Below are 15,778 nucleotides of genomic sequence, written 5' to 3' on the forward strand. Positions count from 1 at the left end.
GAGATGAAACGCGCGATTCTGCTGGTCCTCGACTCCTTCGGCATCGGCAACGCCCCGGACGCCGCGGAATACGGCGACGCCGGTTCCGACACGCTCGGCCATATCGCCCGCTATCGCGCCGATGCCGGCCGGCCGCTCGAGCTACCCAACCTGGCTCGCCTGGGGCTCTATCACGCCCATCGGCTGAGCACCGGCGACTGGGCGGCCGGCGTCGACGTTCCCGACACCGTCGAGGGTGCCTGGGCCTGTGCCGGCGAAATCTCCTCCGGCAAGGACACCCCCTCCGGTCACTGGGAGATCGCCGGCGTACCGGCACTGTTCGAATGGGGCTACTTCACCGAGCGCGAGAACAGCTTTCCGCCAGAACTGCTCGAGGCGTTGATCGAGCGCGCCGATCTGCCCGGTGTGCTCGGTAACTGCCACGCCTCCGGCGTGCCGGTGATAGAGGCGCTGGGCGAAGAGCACATCGCCAGCGGCAAGCCGATCGTCTACACCTCGGCGGATTCCGTGTTCCAGATCGCCGCCCATGAAACCCACTTCGGTCTCGACCGCCTGTACCGACTGTGCGAGATCGCCCGCGAGCTGCTGATGCCCTACAACATCGGCCGCGTCATCGCCCGGCCGTTCATCGGCGAAACGTCGGAAACCTTCGAACGCACCGGCAATCGCCGCGACTATGCCATCGAACCGCCGACTCCGACCGTGCTGCAGAAGCTGCACGACAGCGGCGGCAGGGTACTCGGCGTCGGCAAGATCGGCGACATCTACGCCCATTGCGGCGTCAGCGAAGTGCGCAAGGCCCACGGCTTCGAGGCGCTGTTCGACGCCACCCTCGCCGCCATCGGCGACGCCGGCGATCGAACCCTGGTGATGACCAATTTCGTCGACTTCGACACCCTCTACGGCCATCGCCGCGATCCGGAAGGCTATGCCGGCGCACTGGAAGCCTTCGACCGGCGCCTGCCAGAAGTGATGGCCAGGCTCGAACCCGGCGACCTGCTGATCCTTACCGCCGATCACGGCAACGACCCGACCTGGCGCGGAACCGACCACACCCGCGAGCAGGTGCCCGTTCTGATCGCGAGCGACGTACTGGCGCCCGGCAGCTATGGCCGCCGCGAGAGCTACGCCGATATCGGCCAGACCCTGGCCGGGCATTTCGGGCTGAATCCGATGGATCATGGGCGTTCACTACTGACGGAATCGCCCCAGGGAGACAACTGATGGCAACCCCGCATATCGACGCCCAACCGGGCGCCTTCGCCGACACCGTGTTGATGCCTGGCGACCCGCTGCGCGCCCAGTTCATCGCCGAAACCTTTCTCGACGATGTGGAGTGCGTCAACCGGGTACGCAACATGCTCGGCTTTACCGGCACCTACCAGGGTCGCAGGATATCGGTGATGGGCAGCGGCATGGGGATTCCCTCGTGCTCCATCTACGCTAAGGAGCTGATCACCGAGTACGGTGTCGCGCGGCTGGTTCGGGTCGGCTCCTGCGGTGCGGTGCGCGACGACGTCGCGGTCAACGACATCGTCATCGGCATGGGGGCGAGTACCGACTCCGGCGTCAACCGCGCGCGCTTCGGCGGTCACGATTTTGCCGCCATCGCCGATTTCGACCTCGTCCGCCATGCGGCGGATGCAGCCCGTGAACGCGGCACGAAGATCAAGATCGGCAACCTGTTTTCGGCGGATCTGTTCTACACACCGAACGTCGACTTCTTCCAGACCATGAAGCGCCACGGCATTCTCGGCGTCGAGATGGAGGCCGCCGGTCTGTATGGGGTCGCCGCCGAGTTCGGCGCCCGCGCGCTGACCGTGTGTACCGTCTCCGACCATATCCTCAATGGCGAGGCGCTCGATGCCCAGGCGCGCCAGACAGGCTTTGCCGAGATGATGGCGATCACCCTGGAAGGACTGTTGCGCGATGACCGGGAGACGAGCCGATGAGCGACATCCAGGTACCCGACGACGTCCGGCGGACGGCGCTGAACGTTCGCGGTCACGCCTACGTGCCCTACTCCGGCCACCCGGTGGGCGCGGTGCTGATCAGCGAGAGCGGCAAGACCTACGCGGGCTGCAACGTCGAGAGCGCCAACTACAAGGGCCTCTGCGCCGAGGCCAGCGCCATAGCCGGGATGATCTCCAGCGGCGAGCGCGAGATACGCACGATCTACGTCATCGGCCCCGGCGAGCATCGCTGCACCCCCTGCGGCGACTGCCGGCAACGCATTCGGGAATTCGCCACGCCGGAGACCCGGATCGTGGTCCTCGACGGCGAGGGCAGCCCGCTCAAGCGCTACACCATGGACGAACTGCTGCCCGACTCCTTCGGCCCGGAAAACCTGAACAAGACCTCAGGGATGCGCTGAGCAATGTGCGATGATCTTGCCTTTCGCCCGGCAACGCCCGACGACCTGACCGCACTCTGGTCGATTCGAAACAGAGCGGCGAGGATTCAGTGCGCGGGGCACTACCCGCCCGACGCGCTGGATACCTGGCTTGCCGCCGCACCGAGCGACGGTTTCCGACATCTTCTTCGACAGGGTCACGCGATCGTGGCGGAACGGGATCGGAGCATCGTCGGCTATGCCGTCGTCGATGTCGGCGAACGGGAGCTGGAAGCGCTGTTCGTCGCACCGGACCATTTTCGTCGCGGTCATGGTTCGAAGTTGCTGGCACGCGCAGAGGAGCTGGCCAGACAAGAAGGCATCGACATCTTGACGCTGTCCGCCGCGCTCAACGCCATCGACTTCTATCTCGCCCACGGTTACGAGCTGCTCGCCATTGACGACTACGCTCATCGCAGCGGAGTGAGGTTGAAACGTGGCGTGATGCGGAAGTCGCTCAAGCTCCCACGCTGATCGTCCTGAACCCGATGTTACTGCTCGAAGCTTCCGGTGTGTTCGATGTACGCGCCGCGTTCCGGTAGCGATTGCAGTACGAGTCGTGGCACAGAAACGAGCCGCCTCGCATCACGCGGCGCGCGACGTCGGGCGGTCCCGGCGGATTGCTCAACGGCGAGCGCGCATAGTACTCGGGGTCGAAGCCATCGCCGCACCACTCCCAGACATTGCCGACCGTCTGATACAGGCCGTAACCATTGGGCGGGAAGGCCTCGACCGACGCGGTAAAACGCCAGCCATCCTCGATGAGATTGGTGTGGGGGAAGTTGCCTTGCCAGATGTTGCAGCGCCATGCCCCGTATTCGTCCGTCACGTTGTCACCCCAAGGATAGCGGCATCCCGCCAGTCCGCCACGCGAGGCGTACTCCCATTGTGCTTCACTGGGCAACCTGCGCCCCGCCCATTGACAGTACGCCACGGCATCGCGCCAGCTGACGTGAACGACTGGATGATCCAGCAGGTCGTCCACCGTCGACAACGCCCCGCCCGGGGCGCGCCAATGCGCCCCCCGCACCGCGACCCACCAAGCCATGCCGTCGAGGGCACCGAGCACGTCCTCCCTCGATGCCTGAACTTGATGGCGAAACACCGCCGAGATTCCCCATCGCTCGGCATCCGTGCGATATCCCGTGGCGTCGATGAAACGCGCGAAATCGCGGTTGGTAACGGTGGTCGCATCGATGACAAACGCGTCGAGATAGACCGCATGCGTCAGGTGTTCGCCATCGCGACGGTTGGCGATATCGGTACCTTCACCCATGATGAACGAACCGGCGGGAATGGCCGCCTGCTCGATCGGATGGCTACCGGCTCCCGCCAGTCGACGCGAAAGCCCGTCGGTCCCGGCCCCCGGCTTTTTCCGTGCCAAAGTCGGGGCACAGCAGGTACGACCGTTCGATGCCATCCTAAACGCCCCATTCAGCGCCAAGGCGCCGCCCATGTCGACGTATGGGTCGCGCTTTCGGCCCGCCAACGTGCAATCACCTGCTGGAGGTGGTCGCGCAGCGCCCGGCAGGAGGCGTCGTCCCAGCGGTTGTCGAGCTCCTCGGGATCGCTTTCCAGGTCGAAGAGTTGCCCCTCGTCACTGTCGACGAAGGTCACGAGCTTCCAGCGGTCGTCGCGCACCATGGTCATCAATTCGGTGTCGGTCAGGATGAAATCACGGGCGTGCTCGGCGAAGACATGCTCGCGACCCGCCCACGTTTCGCCCTGCAGCGCCGGCAACAGTGATTGCGCTTCCATCCAGGCCGGCGGTTCGACTCCCGCCAACTCGAGAACGGTCGGCCCCAGATCCATGAGCGAAGTCAAACCTTCGATGCGCTGGTTCCCTCGCACGAATTTCGGCCCCCAGACGATCGCGGGGACATGCACACTCGACTCGTACATATTCCATTTCTGGCTATGACCGTGGTCGTTGAGGCAGTCGCCATGATCCGAGGTGAACACGATGATGGTGTCCTCGAGGACGCCCCGCCTCTCCAAGGCGTCGAGCAGCCGCCCGACCTGTGCATCGATCATCGTCACGTTGGCATGATAGTGGCGCCGCTGGCGGACCATTTGCTCGGGTGTCGGATGCTCCAGATGCTTGACCGCGTCATGATCGTTGTCGAGATGGTTCCAACGCAGCGCCTTGAGCGGCGCCGGCTGACTGGCGATGTCCTCCGCGCCGCCGACCGGCATCGGCACGTCACGCGTCTCGAACGGTTGGAGGTATTCAGGCGTGGGGTCGTATGGGGGGTGCGGTCCGGGAAACCCAATCTGCAGAAAGAACGGCTCGTCACCGGGGTAACGCTCGAGCCACATGGCCGCGAAGTCACCGACGAAGTTATCGGCATGCAGCTCGGCAGGCGCCTCCCAGACGAAAGCTCCCAGGCGATCGTCATAGTCGGCACGGTGACGGTAGGTCACCCGGCTCGGTTTGTCGACGCCCCGGACCCACAGCGCCTTGTCCCACTGGTCGAGAAAGAACGGCAGGTTGGGATGATCGCGATCCTTGTTCTCAACCACGTGGCGCTCGTGGAAGCCGAGCGGCGTCTCGTACGGGAAGGTATGCATCTTGCCGATGTTGGCGCAGCGGTAGCCCGCCTGCGCCAGTTGTTCGACCCACGAATGCCGCCACGGCTCGTCGTTTCGGAACACACCGGTGCTGTGCGGATAGAGGCCCATGAACAGACTGGCTCGTGACGGTGCGCAGGATGGCGCCGTGACGTAGGTTCTCGCGAAGGTAGTGCCCTCCTGGACCAGCCGATCAAGATTCGGAGTGATCGCGTGCTCATGTCCCAGTGCGTGGATCGTGTCGAATCGCTGCTGGTCCGTGATTACGAACATGATATTGGGGACTTTCCTCTCTGACATGGACGCGGCTCCTTGCTCCATTGATGGCGGTTTCACAGCTCGCTGCGATAAGTTTCGGTGATCGCGATGACGCAGGCGAGGCTGACCAATGTCATGGCGAACAGATAGAGCGCCGGCCCCCAGTAGCTACCGGCGAAGGCACTGGCCAGCGCGGCGGCGATCAACGGCGTTGGCGCACCGCCCAACAGCGCCGAGCCCTGATAGATCATGCCGAGCGAGGTATAGCGCACGCGCGTCGAGAACATCTCGGCGAAGAAGGTTCCCTGAATGGTGAACATCAGCCCAGTGCCCACCGCCTGCACCACGATGATGGTCGGCCACACGACCCAGGCCTCTCCGGTGGACAGCAGGGGAAAATAGGCCAGCCCCCCGATGGCACAGACGACGATGCCCGCCATGTAGACCGGACGACGCCCAACCCGGTCGGAGAACATGCCGATCAGCGGTGTCAGGAAGACCTGCACCGCGGCGGACATGACGAAACCGGTCAGCATCATCTGCTGCGACAACCCCAGCGTCGACGTGGCGTAGGCGATACCGAAAACGTTGATGACGTTGAAGGTCACCGCATCGGCCATGCGCGCGCCGAGCCCGAGCAACAGATAGCCCGGTTGTTCGCGAAGCAGGCTCATCAAGGGAATGTGGCGCGCGGGCTCTTGTGTCTTTCGCTTGCGGAAGACTTCCGTCTCTGGCAGCGAACTGCGGAGGAACAGGGCAAAGACGAGAAAGACGCCGCTCAACAGAAACGGAATCCGCCAGCCCCACGCCAGAAAGCTCGACTCCGGCAACAGTTGGACCAGTGAGAAGACCCCGGTAGAGACCAGCAGCCCCATCGGCGTACCCAACTGGTGAAAGCTGCCCATCAGCCCGCGCTTTCGACTCGGCGCGTTCTCCAGCGCAACCAGCGCACCGCCGCCGAATTCACCGCCTATTCCCAGTCCCTGCACGATACGAAGGGTAATCAGCGCCGCGGGCGCCCACCAGCCGATCGATTCGTAAGTCGGTACGAGCCCCATCAACAGCGTGCATACGCCCATGATGAGAACGGTGATGATCAGCATCGTCTTGCGACCGTGCCGGTCTCCGAAGTGGCCGAACAGCAATGCTCCAATGGGGCGAGCGATGAAACCCGCGGCGAAGGCACCGAACGAGGCCATCAGGCTGACGGAAGCGTCGGCATCGGCAAAGAACAGTTGTGGAAACACCAGTGCCGAGGCGATGCCATAGAGATAGAAGTCGTACCATTCGATGAAGGCACCGCTGAACGCAGCAAATGCCGCCTTCCTGGATTTGCCCTCTGACCGCGCGGGGTCCTGCAGATCATCGACGCTCATGACATCCCTCTCGTTTGGCGAACTCCGGCAGGAGGCGGCGGGCCCATGACCCAAGTTGTCGTTGGTGATCCAGTCACTACGAGACGGTGCAAGCCAATACTCAAATGAGCGCATCACGTCTCAAACGAGCATGAGCGTATGCTGGTACTATCGCCCGGGGCAAGTTTTCGACCGGCGACTACAACTAAGGATGTAGAGGGAGGCTTTATGACGGATGCCAGCAAAACCCGGCCACAAAGGGCTTCTGTCGGCGAGGATCAGATATTCGAGATGGTTCGTCGTTATTTCCTGGAAGACGAATCCAAGAGCGATCTGGCGCGTCACTTCGGTATCAGCCGTTTTCAGGTCGCGCGACTGTTGAAGGAGGCCCGGGAAACGGGATTGGTCATGATCAGCATTCGCCATCCCGCGCAACTCTCACCGGAGATGGGCTTGGACGTGGCCGCGGCCTTGGGAATCGAACACGCCATCGTGGTGGACCGCATACCGGGCAGCGACCAATCCACCATCGAGGCAGTGGCCCATCGCCTTGCCATAGTGCTCGACGACGAAATCAAACCCGGCCAGACCGTCGGCATGACCTGGAGCCGTGTCATCGAGTCGATGGCACGCCAGATCCGCCAGTTGCCCACCTGCGAGGTCGTGCAGCTCGCCGGAGCCATCCACCTCACCGGCAACCGACTCGGATCCGTCGAGACCATTCGCATCATCGCAGAAGCCGCCAATGGCACGGCATACCCCATCTATGCACCATTGGTACTGCAGGAAGCCGAAACAGCGAGGGCATTGGCGCGCCAACCCGATATCGCCCGCTCGTTGGCCCGTATCGAGGAATTGGATATCGCCGTCGTATCGGTCGGCGCCTGGCGCCCCTCCGGCTCGGCGCTCTACAACTTGCTGACAGCAAGCGAGGCCGAGGAGATAGCCGACAAAGGCGCCTGCGGTGAAATCAGTGGTCGACTCTTCGATCAGCATGGACGAGCCATAGAAAGCGAACTGGATCGCCGCGTCCTCGGTATCTCGGTGGACCAATTACGCAGGGTCCCCCGTGTCATCGGTACCGGCGCCGGTGCTTATCGAGCCCAGGCAACGATCGCCGCTGCCAAGGCTGGACTGTTCAATACGCTCATTGTCGACCGCAGTCTGGCCCAGGCCATTCTCGACCTTGCCGGGTCGTTCACCGCCAACGCATGAGCAGCTCGCTATATCGACTGGTAGAACTGGCTTATGCTTCAGAAGAACCTATCCGCGTGGCGCAACGGTGACGACTCTTTGTCGAGTTTGGGTATACTCGGAATCCAACAAATGATGACAACAACCCTTTCTCCGCTTGGATTCATCGATGGCCCAGCGCGCTTTTCCGCTTTCGAGCTTCTGCTGCTGAAAAGTCGTTACCCGCCGGATACCGCGGCCCTGTTGCTGTTGACGTGGGTCTACGTCAACAAGCGCGCTGTGCTTGCCGAGGACCGGCGCTACCTCGAAGTGCTGGCCAACGGCTATCGCCATTCCCGGGATCTCGACACGTTGCTGGCGATCGCCAGAGCCGACCTGAAGGCCATCCAACTGGCCGCCGAGGTGGTGTTACGCGAACGCATCGATGAACAGTCGCACCCCTTCCTGCGGCGCGCGATCGGGCTGGCCACGAGCGAGGGTGATCTCAGCCTGCGAAATCACCACATCCTGCGCTTTCTCTCCGATCTTTCAGGCGTGACGCCCGCTGCTTTTGCACGGCTGTTCCGCGAGGTGGCCGGACGCGCCCTGACGCCCCCCAGCGACCCCAGCCGACAGGAGTACTGGCAGCAGGAAGAGCCAGCCGAGCCGGCAGCCGAGGCAGACACCGACACCACGGCTCCCTCCCCGCGCGAGACTCACCGTTGGCTAGGCTGGAGAGCCCGAATCCTGTCCGCGCATACGCGGCGACGGGAGAATCGCCTTGAGCGTGACCGCTTGCGCCAGCAGGCACGTCAACGAGCGGCGCGGCGGCGCCAGGAGGAAGAACGCCTGCAACGGGCACGCCAGGCCGAAGCCCAGCGCCAGGAAGAGGAGCGTCAGGCCGAAGCCCAGCGACGGGAGCGAGCGCGTCGGGAAGAAGCGTCTCGTCAAGAACAGCAGCGACGGCAACGCCAGTGGCAACAAGCGGCCGGCATCCCCCAACCCCACTACCGAATCCGGCTGGCCTTGCAGGTCCTGGAACTCGACGAGCATGCCTCCTCGACCGATATCAAACGCGCCTACCGCCGCCTGGCACAGCGTCATCATCCCGATCGCTTCCACGGCCAGGGCGACTTGCGAATATCCCTGGCTTCGCAACGTTTCTAGCGGATCAAGAACGCCTACGACCTGTTGATGCAACATGCGTGATCTCTATCGTCGACTCGGCATCGCCAAGGACGCAACGCCCAAAGCCATCGTCCGAGCTGCAGAACGCTGCAACAACCAGACGCTGAAGGCCGATGCGCTGAGCGCTCTCGGCGACGCGGCGCATCGCGAGGCCTATGACGACCTGCATGCACTGCTGGACGACCTCGGCAGGCTGCGGGCGGGTCTGGGCATGACCCATGCCCCCCACTGGCAAGGGGACACCGCCAATGATTTTTCCTCGTCCCCCGAACGTATCGTGGTTCGTCAGGAACTGCTGACGCGACAGCTGGAAATTGCACTCAGCCGCCATCAGACGCGCTGGCGACGCTGGTCCTGGCTTGCCCTGGCCGTGCTGATCGGATGGCTCGCCGCTTATGGCATCGGCCGCTGGCTGAGTTAGCAAGCTGCTAGAGGAGAACCGAGGCGCCACTTCCATAGCCAATTAGCAATAGTCCATCTTCACTATCCGTTTGCCCAAGTTGCCTCCGGCGAGCAGGCCGATCAGCGCCTGAGGAACCGCCGCCAGCCCACCCTCGACGATATCGAGACGCCACACGAGCTCACCCGCCGCCACAGGCGATCGGGAAGCGCGCTGGAACGCCTCCCACTCATGGAGATATTCAGGTGCGACGAAAGGATGAACACCGACACCCTTGCCGCCGAGCCGTGCCAGGTTGGCGGGTGCCCGGCGAGGTTCGGGCTGTTGATATTGGCTGATCAGCCCGCACAGCACCACTCGACCGCCGGGGCGCATGAGAGTATTGGCGATCTCGAAAGCCGATCCACCGAGACTTTCGAAATTGAGCGTGATGCCATCAGGTGCTGTCTCGCGCAGCCGCTCGGCATAGTCCGGTGCGCGGTGGTCGAGCACGCGCTCGAAGCCGACCGCCTTCAACCACTCCCGCTTTTCTCTACGCCCGGCGGTCACTATCACCTGCGCCCCGGCACGTCGGGCCCACTGCGCCGCCAGGGACCCCACCGCACCGGCAGCGGCACCGACCAGCACCGTGTCCGATGGCAGCGGTCGGCCGATGTGACACATTCCCAGCCAGGCAGTGAATCCGGTCATCCCTAGCGGATGCAGTCCCGCCAGGGGCGGTTCCGGCGATGCCGGATAGTGGATCAACCCAGCCCCGTCATGCTCCACCACCGTCTGCATCGGGAGATGCCCGAGTGCCCAGTCCCCCCGTCGCCACGTCGACGACTGGCTCTCCCTGACCCGAGCCAGCGCCCAGCCCGAGAGCATACTGCCAGCCTGCCATCGCGCGATATAATCGTATCCCTCTGGCTGCATGCGGTTTCGCATGTAAGGGTCGACGCTGAAATAATGGGGTTCCAGGCGCAGCGATTTCCCACAATCAACCGCCGCCGAACGCAGGCCTATATCGTCGGGCTGCAGCGGCCCTTGCGGCATCCGCCGCAGAAAAAGTTGTTCGACCGACCCTGCTGCAGAAGTCACCGGCGCTCTCTCAGAGGATCTAAAAGCCCACTGAGGCCGTTGTGGTCGATCTCGTGCATCAACGCCAGCAGACGCCCGATCTCCCCATTGGGGAAGCCTTCCCGCGCGAACCAGTTCAGGTATGGGCCCGGCAGGTCGGCGATCAACCATCCCTCATACTTGCCGAAGGGCATCTTGCGACTGACCAGCCTGGTGAGGTCTTCAGGCTCCATTTCGTCTCCTTCGTCGATTCCTGGCCGCATCATTCTACAGCGCCTGACGGTCGCCTCCGCCACTGTACCCATGAACTCGGCGCATGCCCTCATTCCCAGTGACCACTTGCCCGACCGGGCAGCAAAGGCGTTACGCTTTGTCTGAAAAATGCCTGAGCTCACCCATACGGCGTTAAAAATCGACTCAAAATGCTCATTTACCTCGCGTAAATTCCGCTTTTTCGCCGACTTTCGCCTTGTCTGGCTATCGCTCGTCGATTTTTCAGACAGAGCTTAGGTTATACCGTCATGAGCACGGCGCATCGGCGCCTACGATAACGATAACGGGAGATGGGTATGCAAACTTCGCTGCGGCCGATGGTATTCTGGCCGACCTTTCTGATCCTGCTGGCGGCCGTCGTTGCCAGCTATGTCGATCTGGATGCGTTTCTAGCCACCGCCAGCGCGCTCAACGACGCCGTTCTGACCAACTTTTCGTGGCTATTCAGCCTGGGTAGCCTCTACCTGCTGATCATGGCCGTCATCGTCTATTTTTCGCCGATCGGGCGCATTCGCATTGGCGGCCGGGATGCCACGCCGCTGCTGTCGCGGCTACGCTGGTTCTCGATCACGCTGTGCACCACGCTGGCCGTGGGCGTTTTATTCTGGACCACCGCCGAGCCGCTGTATCACCTCATGGAACCGCCGACGTCGCTGAGCCTGGAAGCCGGCTCGGGCGACGCCATGCTGTTCGCCATGTCGACGATGTTCCTGCACTGGACGTTCACGCCCTATGCAATCTATGCCGTCCCGGCACTGATCTTCGCGCTGGCGTTCTACAACCTTCGCCTGCGCTTTTCGATCTCGAGCATGCTGGAGCCGGTTTTCGGGCCCAGGGTCAAACGCTTCGGCGGCCTGATCGATGCCATTTCGCTCTACGCGCTGGTGGCCGGCATGGCATCCTCACTGGGCACCGGTGCGCTGACCCTGGCCGGCGGCGCGGGCCAATATCTCGGCGGTGAAACCAGCCCGCTGCGGCTTGGTGTGATCATCGCCATCATCGTGGTGACCTTTGTGATCTCTGCTGCCAGCGGCTTGCAGAAGGGTATCGCCCGACTGTCGTCGCTGAACGCCATTCTGCTCGCCATTCTCGGCGTCTTCATGTTCATCGTCGGCCCGACCGTCTTCTGCCTGTCACTGGGCGTCGAGTCGTTCGGCGTCTACCTCGACGGCTTTTTCACCAAGAGCCTGTTCACCGGCGCCGCCGCCGACGACCAGTGGCCGCAGTGGTGGTCGATCTTCTACTGGGCGGTGTGGTTCGCCTGGGCCCCGGTGGCGGCGCTGTTCCTGGGCAAGATCTCCCGCGGCTACACGGTGCGCGAGTTCCTGCGCGTCAACCTGCTTTACCCGGCGCTGTTCGCCAGCGTGTGGATCCTGATTTTCTCCGGGACGGCGCTCTACTTTCAGGCTCATGTCGGCACAAGCGGCGCCGATCTCTATGCCGTGCTCAACGATCGTGGGGTCGAGAATGTGCTCTATGAGCTGTTCCGTCAGTTGCCGTTCTCGCAGGTATGGATTCCGCTGCTGCTGTTCATCGCCTACATCTCCTACGTCACCGCGGCCGACTCGCAGACCGACGCCATCGGTAACCTCTGCACCCGCGGCCTGACCGCCGACTCCGATCTCAATGCCGGCGTCCCGATGAAGGTGATCTGGGGCGTGATCGTCGGCATCGTGTCCTGGGTCATGGTCAGCTTCGTGGGGATCGACGGCATCAAGATGCTTTCCAATCTCGGGGGCCTGCCGGCTCTGTTGATCGTGTTGATGGCCACCGGTTCGCTCTGGGTCTGGCTCAAACACCCACAGCGGCTCACCCATGAGCCGACATCCTCTCGCGTTGCCAAGGATGACGCATGAAGACCAAAACGACCTTTCCCCATCGCGTGCGGGAAATAGCAAACCAGTGGATCGTGCTCGAAGACGGTACTCGCCTGGCAGCCCGCATTTGGCTGCCTGAGGATGCCGAGTCGAAGCCGGTGCCGGCGATCCTCGAATACCTGCCCTATCGCAAACGCGACGGCACGGCGGTGCGCGACGAGCTGACTCATCCCTACTTCGCCGGTCACGGTTACGCCTGCGTGCGCGTCGACATGCGCGGTAACGGCGAGTCCGACGGGCTGATGGAAGACGAGTATGCCCCCCAGGAACAGCGTGATGCGCTGGAGGTGATCGACTGGATCGCCGCCCAACCCTGGTGTGGCGGCAAGCTCGGCATGATGGGTATCTCCTGGGGTGGCTTCAACAGCCTGCAACTCGCCGCGCTGCGTCCCGAACCGCTCAAGGCGATCATCACGCTGTGCTCAACCGACGACCGCTACGCCGACGACATCCACTACAAGGGCGGCAACATGCTGCTGGAGAATCTCGGCTGGGCGGCGACCATGCTGAGCTTCTCCGCCGCCGTGCCCGACCCGGCGCTGGTCGGCGATCGATGGCGCGAGATGTGGAAGCATCGCCTCGGCAACATGCCCCTGCTGGCTGAAACCTGGCTCGAGCATCAGCATCGCGACGACTACTGGAAACACGGCTCGGTCTGCGAGGGCTGTCACCAAGAGCTAGGCGGCATCGAAGCGGCTGTCTATATGATCAGCGGCTGGGCGGATTCGTACATCAACACCATTCCGCGAATGATGGAGCACCTGTCGTGCCCGAAGAAGGCGCTGATCGGGCCCTGGATGCACAAGTACCCGCATTTCGCGATTCCCGACCCGGCCATCGGCTTTCTGCAGGAGGCGCTGCGCTGGTGGGATTACTGGCTCAAGGATACCGACACCGGCATCATGGACGAGCCCGAGTGCACCTTCTATCTGCAGGATGGCGTGCCACCGGCCCCCAAATATCTCGAGCGCCCCGGGCAGTGGGTCCGTACCCACGGCTGGCCCGCGCCCAGTGACGAGGTCGAGACGCAATCCCTGGTACTCGGCGATCGCGGCCTGGGGGCCAGCGGCCGGCTGAGCAATGATCGGCTGATCGCCTCGCCACTGACCGCCGGCTCGTTGCAGGGTGAATACATCCCGCTGTGGTTCGGCGCCGATTTCCCGCCGGACCAGCGCCGCGACGACGGCCTATCGTTGACCTTCGACTCCGCGCCTTATATCGAAGGGCTCGACATTCTCGGCCAGCCGACGGTGAGGGTGACGCTCGCCAGTGCCGAGGATTGCGGTCAGTTCCACGTGCGCCTTTGTGACGTAGCGCCGAGCGGCGAGAGCGCGTTGATCACCTACGCCACGCTCAATCTCAATCTGCGCGACGATCCCGGCACGCTCACGCCGCCGGTCCCCGGCGAGCCGATGGACATACGCCTGCCGCTGGACCTGATCGGCTACCGCCTACCCCCAGGACACCGCCTGCGCGTGGCGCTCTCCAGCGCCAGCTTCCCACTGGTGTGGTCGCCGAAAAAGCGCGCGGACCTCACGCTCCAGGCCGGTACGCCAACGCTGGAACTGCCGGTCTCCAAGGCTGCCTACCTTCCGATGCCGTTCGAAGCGCCGGAGAGCGCACCGCCCTGTCGCGTGGACACGCTGCGTGCCGGTCAGCCCAAGCGTACGATCAGCGAGGATGTCGTCAACGGCGAGGTGACCGTCACCGTCGAGGACGACATGGGCGACGTTCGCTTCGCCGATCACGGTTTGCGCGTCGAGCAGAAAGCGAAGGAGATCTACACCAGTCACCCGAGTGATGCCACGCGCACACGCGCCGACATCGAATGGGTCTACCGTGCCAGCCGCGACGAGGGCGAGGGTCGGTTCGCCGTCGAGGTGACCAGTCGCTACCACCTCAACTGCGACGAAGACACCTTCTACCTCAGCGCCGAGCAAATCGCCCACGAAGGCGAAACCCTGGTCAGCGAGAAGACGTGGCAGCGCGAGATCCCGCGCTCGGCCATCTAGGGGCTTAGGTATTTAGGCACTTGTCGACGACGAGACCATGACCACGCATGTTATGCTCCGGGGCCGTTTCATGGCCCCGGATTCGTCTATGGCATCCCGTGATGCGTTACCGCCGCTGACGTGCTTGCGTGCCTTCGAGGCGGCCGCGCGACATGCCAGCTTCACACAAGCCGGCAATGAACTGAGCCTGACGCAAAGCGCGGTCAGCCGCCAGATCAAGCGGCTCGAGGACGACCTGGGCCGGCCGCTGTTCGAACGTCATTATGAAGGTCTACGTTTAACGCCCGCTGGCGAGCACTACTTTCGCGTGGTGCAGCGCCTGTTGCGTGACCTGCGCGACGAGACGGCGCGCCTGCGGCGTCGTGGCGATGACCGTCAGCTCACGTTGGCCTCCAGCCCCACCATTGCCTCGATCTGGTTGGCACGGCAGCTGCCCGACTTCCAACGCGCCCATCCGCATATCGAGATCCGCATCCTGACGGTCGAGGACCCACACCGCCTGGACCTCGCCGAGTTCGATCTCGGTATCTACTATCATGTCCCTCACGAAGTCGATCCGCCCGGCCTCAGTGCCGAGGCGATTTTCGCCCACGAAGAGGTTGCCGCCGTCTGCAGTCCGGCCTACCTGGCTCGTCATGGCGACATCCGCGATGCCGACGATCTGCTGGCACGCCATACCCTGATGGTGGTGGAAGACCACTATCATGACTGGTTGACCTGGGAAGGCTGGTATCAGGCACAGGGCCTGACCTGGCACGCCCCGGAGCACAGCCTGCGGGCCAACAGCTTCCAGTTGCTCATGAACGCAACCCTGGCCGGCCAGGGCGTCACCCTGGGCTGGATGCGTCTGCTGGCGGCGGACCTCGAGCAGGGCAACCTGGCGCAGGTGCTTCCGCTGACGCTGCCCAGCCGCGGCAGACTGTCGCTGTTGACCCCGCAGCATCGTCATTTCACCGAACCGATGCGGGCATTTCGGGAGTGGGTGCTGGAATAGGAATCCGCACCGCCAGCCGGGCGGTCTCGTGCGTCGAAACGACACGCTCGGGGCGCTGAATCATCAGGCGATAGACGAACAAAAGCCGGCAGCGATCACTGAACTGCACCCCGAAAGTTGGACACCCATCCAATCTTCGGGGTGTTTTTGATGGCGAGATACGATGAGAGCTTCAAACTGCGGGTTGTTCAGCAGTGTTTGCGTGAGGATGTCAGTCAGAGGGAGG

General features: G+C 63.2%; 15 protein-coding genes. 10 read left to right on the plus strand and 5 right to left on the minus strand.

Annotation, left to right across the window (positions count from 1 at the left end):
* Positions 1-3: 3 nt before the first annotated feature.
* Genes F0A16_RS13845 through F0A16_RS13860 form a run of 4 tightly spaced genes read left to right on the plus strand, consistent with a single transcriptional unit; the run spans position 4 to position 2,866 of the window.
* Positions 4-1,224, plus strand: coding sequence for a phosphopentomutase (locus F0A16_RS13845; protein ID WP_149435980.1), 1,221 nt, complete (start codon positions 4-6; stop codon positions 1,222-1,224).
* Positions 1,224-1,952: a purine-nucleoside phosphorylase gene (gene deoD / locus F0A16_RS13850; RefSeq protein WP_149435981.1), complete on the plus strand. Its 729-nt coding sequence runs from the start codon at positions 1,224-1,226 to the stop codon at positions 1,950-1,952. Before F0A16_RS13845 ends, deoD begins: the two co-directional genes overlap by 1 nt.
* Positions 1,949-2,374, plus strand: coding sequence for a cytidine deaminase (locus tag F0A16_RS13855; RefSeq protein WP_149435982.1), 426 nt, complete (start codon positions 1,949-1,951; stop codon positions 2,372-2,374). Before deoD ends, F0A16_RS13855 begins: the two co-directional genes overlap by 4 nt.
* A gap of 3 nt (positions 2,375-2,377) precedes the next feature.
* A complete protein-coding gene (locus F0A16_RS13860) occupies positions 2,378-2,866 on the plus strand; it encodes a GNAT family N-acetyltransferase (RefSeq protein WP_149435983.1) in 489 nt (162 codons plus the stop codon).
* Here the strand turns inward: F0A16_RS13860 and F0A16_RS13865 are convergent.
* The 3 genes from F0A16_RS13865 to F0A16_RS13875 are packed head-to-tail and all read right to left on the minus strand — an operon-like array spanning position 2,850 to position 6,597.
* Positions 2,850-3,812: a formylglycine-generating enzyme family protein gene (locus F0A16_RS13865; RefSeq protein ID WP_187776012.1), complete on the minus strand. Its 963-nt coding sequence runs from the start codon at positions 3,810-3,812 to the stop codon at positions 2,850-2,852. The two genes, F0A16_RS13860 and F0A16_RS13865, sit on opposite strands and share 17 nt — an antisense overlap.
* A gap of 14 nt (positions 3,813-3,826) precedes the next feature.
* A complete protein-coding gene (locus F0A16_RS13870; RefSeq protein ID WP_223119792.1) occupies positions 3,827-5,236 on the minus strand; it encodes a sulfatase family protein in 1,410 nt (469 codons plus the stop codon).
* Between the two features lie 59 nt (positions 5,237-5,295).
* Positions 5,296-6,597, minus strand: coding sequence for an MFS transporter (locus F0A16_RS13875; protein WP_187776013.1), 1,302 nt, complete (start codon positions 6,595-6,597; stop codon positions 5,296-5,298).
* 207 nt (positions 6,598-6,804) lie between these two features.
* Between F0A16_RS13875 and F0A16_RS13880 the strand changes: the two genes are divergently transcribed.
* The 3 genes from F0A16_RS13880 to F0A16_RS13890 all read left to right on the plus strand — a co-directional run bounded on the left by F0A16_RS13880 (position 6,805) and on the right by F0A16_RS13890 (position 9,358).
* Positions 6,805-7,791 (plus strand): sugar-binding transcriptional regulator, encoded by a 987-nt coding sequence (locus F0A16_RS13880; RefSeq protein WP_187776014.1) that lies wholly within the window; start codon positions 6,805-6,807, stop codon positions 7,789-7,791.
* Positions 7,792-7,902: 111 nt separating this feature from the next.
* Positions 7,903-8,916: a DnaJ domain-containing protein gene (locus tag F0A16_RS13885; protein ID WP_149435987.1), complete on the plus strand. Its 1,014-nt coding sequence runs from the start codon at positions 7,903-7,905 to the stop codon at positions 8,914-8,916.
* Positions 8,917-8,950: 34 nt separating this feature from the next.
* On the plus strand, positions 8,951-9,358 hold the full coding sequence (locus F0A16_RS13890; protein WP_149435988.1) for a hypothetical protein: 408 nt from the start codon (positions 8,951-8,953) through the stop codon (positions 9,356-9,358).
* 42 nt (positions 9,359-9,400) lie between these two features.
* Here F0A16_RS13890 and F0A16_RS13895 read toward each other — a convergent pair whose 3' ends face one another.
* Positions 9,401-10,417: an MDR family NADP-dependent oxidoreductase gene (locus F0A16_RS13895; protein WP_149435989.1), complete on the minus strand. Its 1,017-nt coding sequence runs from the start codon at positions 10,415-10,417 to the stop codon at positions 9,401-9,403.
* A complete protein-coding gene (locus tag F0A16_RS13900; protein ID WP_149435990.1) occupies positions 10,414-10,629 on the minus strand; it encodes a DUF3820 family protein in 216 nt (71 codons plus the stop codon). The genes F0A16_RS13895 and F0A16_RS13900 overlap by 4 nt, the downstream gene beginning before the upstream one ends.
* 336 nt (positions 10,630-10,965) lie before the next feature.
* Here F0A16_RS13900 and F0A16_RS13905 point away from each other — a divergent pair, with 336 nt between their 5' ends.
* From F0A16_RS13905 to F0A16_RS13915, 3 genes are all read left to right on the plus strand, one after another.
* Positions 10,966-12,525, plus strand: a complete 1,560-nt coding sequence (locus F0A16_RS13905) for a BCCT family transporter (RefSeq protein ID WP_149435991.1) — start codon at positions 10,966-10,968, stop codon at positions 12,523-12,525.
* On the plus strand, positions 12,522-14,558 hold the full coding sequence (locus F0A16_RS13910) for a CocE/NonD family hydrolase (RefSeq protein ID WP_149435992.1): 2,037 nt from the start codon (positions 12,522-12,524) through the stop codon (positions 14,556-14,558). The genes F0A16_RS13905 and F0A16_RS13910 overlap by 4 nt, the downstream gene beginning before the upstream one ends.
* 88 nt (positions 14,559-14,646) lie before the next feature.
* Positions 14,647-15,552 carry a LysR substrate-binding domain-containing protein gene (locus F0A16_RS13915; protein WP_187776015.1) on the plus strand — a complete coding sequence of 302 codons (906 nt, stop codon included), beginning with the start codon at positions 14,647-14,649 and terminating at the stop codon, positions 15,550-15,552.
* Positions 15,553-15,778 lie beyond the last annotated feature (226 nt).

The organism is Salinicola corii, assembly GCF_008298015.1.
GTDB classification, from domain to species: Bacteria; Pseudomonadota; Gammaproteobacteria; order Pseudomonadales; family Halomonadaceae; genus Salinicola; species Salinicola corii.

Bases quoted from the DNA above. Each gene is read 5' to 3' on its own strand.
- F0A16_RS13845 (WP_149435980.1), top strand. From the start codon at position 4: ATGAAACGCGCGATTCTGCTGGTCCTCGACTCCTTCGGCATCGGCAAC.
- deoD (WP_149435981.1), top strand. From the start codon at position 1,224: ATGGCAACCCCGCATATCGACGCCCAACCGGGCGCCTTCGCCGACACC.
- F0A16_RS13855 (WP_149435982.1), top strand. From the start codon at position 1,949: ATGAGCGACATCCAGGTACCCGACGACGTCCGGCGGACGGCGCTGAAC.
- F0A16_RS13860 (WP_149435983.1), top strand. From the start codon at position 2,378: ATGTGCGATGATCTTGCCTTTCGCCCGGCAACGCCCGACGACCTGACC.
- F0A16_RS13865 (WP_187776012.1), bottom strand. From the start codon at position 3,812: ATGGCATCGAACGGTCGTACCTGCTGTGCCCCGACTTTGGCACGGAAA.
- F0A16_RS13870 (WP_223119792.1), bottom strand. From the start codon at position 5,236: ATGTTCGTAATCACGGACCAGCAGCGATTCGACACGATCCACGCACTG.
- F0A16_RS13875 (WP_187776013.1), bottom strand. From the start codon at position 6,597: ATGAGCGTCGATGATCTGCAGGACCCCGCGCGGTCAGAGGGCAAATCC.
- F0A16_RS13880 (WP_187776014.1), top strand. From the start codon at position 6,805: ATGACGGATGCCAGCAAAACCCGGCCACAAAGGGCTTCTGTCGGCGAG.
- F0A16_RS13885 (WP_149435987.1), top strand. From the start codon at position 7,903: ATGATGACAACAACCCTTTCTCCGCTTGGATTCATCGATGGCCCAGCG.
- F0A16_RS13890 (WP_149435988.1), top strand. From the start codon at position 8,951: ATGCGTGATCTCTATCGTCGACTCGGCATCGCCAAGGACGCAACGCCC.
- F0A16_RS13900 (WP_149435990.1), bottom strand. From the start codon at position 10,629: ATGGAGCCTGAAGACCTCACCAGGCTGGTCAGTCGCAAGATGCCCTTC.
- F0A16_RS13905 (WP_149435991.1), top strand. From the start codon at position 10,966: ATGCAAACTTCGCTGCGGCCGATGGTATTCTGGCCGACCTTTCTGATC.
- F0A16_RS13910 (WP_149435992.1), top strand. From the start codon at position 12,522: ATGAAGACCAAAACGACCTTTCCCCATCGCGTGCGGGAAATAGCAAAC.
- F0A16_RS13915 (WP_187776015.1), top strand. From the start codon at position 14,647: ATGGCATCCCGTGATGCGTTACCGCCGCTGACGTGCTTGCGTGCCTTC.